This window comes from Halorubrum sp. AJ67 (genome assembly GCF_000513435.1).
The window spans coordinates 11,832-13,838 of record NZ_CBVY010000014.1; the positions used below are offsets into that span (position 1 = coordinate 11,832).

At 65.1% G+C, this 2,007-nt stretch carries 4 protein-coding genes and 1 pseudogene; 1 reads left to right on the top strand and 4 read right to left on the bottom strand.

The window, feature by feature from the left end; translation table 11 throughout:
* Positions 1-312 (top strand): annotated as a pseudogene (locus BN903_RS11225) (hypothetical protein); the annotation flags it as partial.
* Between the two features lie 174 nt (positions 313-486).
* Here the strand turns inward: BN903_RS11225 and ndk are convergent.
* The 4 genes from ndk to rpl7ae are packed head-to-tail and all read right to left on the bottom strand — an operon-like array spanning position 487 to position 1,751.
* Positions 487-966 (bottom strand): nucleoside-diphosphate kinase, encoded by a 480-nt coding sequence (gene ndk / locus BN903_RS11230; protein ID WP_048077815.1) that lies wholly within the window; start codon positions 964-966, stop codon positions 487-489.
* A complete protein-coding gene (locus BN903_RS11235; RefSeq protein ID WP_048077816.1) occupies positions 963-1,154 on the bottom strand; it encodes a 50S ribosomal protein L24e in 192 nt (63 codons plus the stop codon). The genes ndk and BN903_RS11235 overlap by 4 nt, the downstream gene beginning before the upstream one ends.
* 3 nt (positions 1,155-1,157) lie before the next feature.
* The gene (locus BN903_RS11240) at positions 1,158-1,382 is read right to left on the bottom strand and encodes a 30S ribosomal protein S28e (RefSeq protein WP_004595321.1); all 225 of its coding nucleotides are present in this window, start codon (positions 1,380-1,382) and stop codon (positions 1,158-1,160) included.
* 6 nt (positions 1,383-1,388) lie between these two features.
* Positions 1,389-1,751, bottom strand: coding sequence for a 50S ribosomal protein L7Ae (gene rpl7ae, locus BN903_RS11245; protein ID WP_006628114.1), 363 nt, complete (start codon positions 1,749-1,751; stop codon positions 1,389-1,391).
* Between the last annotated feature and the right edge of the window lie 256 nt (positions 1,752-2,007).

A 2,007-nucleotide genomic window follows, 5' to 3' on the forward strand; every position in this document is an offset into this window, starting at 1 on the left:
CGGGGGTCGGGGAGCGTGTGGGCCGTGAGCCTACTCGACGGCGAGGTCGTCTGGAAACAGCAGTACGGCGCGTCGACGCGGATCAACGAGCCGCGCATCGGCGACGTCGACGGCGACGGTGATATCGGTCCGGTCGCGGCCAACCGCAACGGCGAGATCCTCGCGATGACCCGGAGCGGAAGCGTGGTCGCCCGCGGCGGTCCCGACGTCGTCGTTTACGGCGGGCCGCTGTTCGCCGACGTCACCGACGACGCCGGCGACGAGGTGATCGTGGTCGCGGACGACGGGACCGCGATCGCGGTCGACACCTGAACTGCCGACGGACGTGTCCGTCTGTTTATAACTGCTGAGAGAGCGGAAACCGAACGACTGCGGGGGGTTCGAAGATCATATTCACCGGAAACTCGGTGTGTCGATTGAGCGAAAGCTACGCGGGATAGCGGGCGGTGCGTCGCCGCGAAAAGTTCCGAAACGGCAGCGCGGCCGTCAGTGGTCTTCGTCCTCGTACACCCACGCCGAGGTGTCGAGGTCGTAGTCGACGAGTTCCTCCTCGTCGAAGAACAGGTCGATCTCGCGCTCGTTCGCGCCCTCGTCCTCGTGGTCCGACGCGTGGATCACGTTGTGGCCGAGGTCTAAGCCGAAGTCGCCGCGGATCGTGCCCGGGGCGGACTCGGCGGGGTCGGTCTCGCCGACCATCGCGCGGACCTGTCGGGTCGCGTCCGCACCCTCCCAGACCATCGCGAAGACGGGACCGGAGGTGATAAATTCGACGAGACCGTCGAAGAATGGCTTGCCCTCGTGTTCACCGTAGTGTTCGTGGGCGAGCTCCTCGTCAATCCGGATGAACTTTCCGCCGACGAGCTTCAGCCCGCGGTCCTCGAAGCGAGAGACGATCTCGCCGATGAGTCCGCGCTGGACGCCGTCGGGCTTGACCATCACGAAGGTGCGCTCGTCGTGGTGGCTCATTCCTGGCCACCCTGACGGCGACCTTCCTCGGTCCATTCGAGGTCGCGCGCCTCGCGGCCGAGGAGGTAGTTCTTCTCCGCCTTCGAGTCGACGAAGTGGAGGATCTGTCCGTCCTTCTTCACGAACATCGTGCCCGTGCCGGGCTCGATCTCCTCGCCGGTGTAATCACAGGTGCGTGTCTCGACCATTGGTTATCGACCTCCGATGGAGTCGGCGTCGCGCTGGGTCTCCCGCAGCTGGAGCACGTCGCCCAGACGGACGGGACCCAGAACGTTCCGGGTGATGATCCGTCCCTGGTTCGATCCCTCCTGGATGCGGCACTTGACCTGCATGGCCTCGCCGTGCATCCCGGTTTTGCCGACGACCTCGATGACCTCCGCGGTCGTCGAGTCGCCGGTGCCCTCTTCTGCGCTCATGGGAGGTTATCGAAGCTCCGCGACCTTCTCGCCGATGTCCTCGACGTCGTCGGCGGCGTCGCCGGCGTCGACGACGGCGGCGGCGGCCGAGCCGACTTCGAGACCGGCGGCCTGACCGACCTCGTCTTGCGTGTCGACGAAGACGACCGGAATCCCCTTCTCCTCGGCGAGTTCGGGGAGGTGCATCACGATCTCTTCGGGGGAGACGTCCTCGGCGACGATGACGAGGTCGGCGTTGCCGCGCTCGACGGCTTTGGTCGTCTCGTTGGTTCCTTTCTTCACTGTGCCGGTGTCTCGGGCGACCTCGAGCGCTTCGAGGGATCGCTCCGCGAGGTCCGCCGGTGTGTCGTAGTCTACGTAAACGGGCATATGTTTCTCCTATCCTCCGTGTAGGCTCGCGTGTCCGTCCCGTGGTCGGTCCCTAACGGAACGGCACATCATCGACCCCACAGAGGCTGTGCGCTGTCGTAGTCAGGACATCCATAAAAGCGCTTTCAATGTCCTGCGCGTGTGCGAGCGCGGATCACGGGGAGAACCCGCGGACGGAATCGGAGAACGCGCGATCGGACTCCGCGTTTTTTATGCCCGGCTCGCACCTCCCTTCGCGTATCGAATGGTTCGTCTC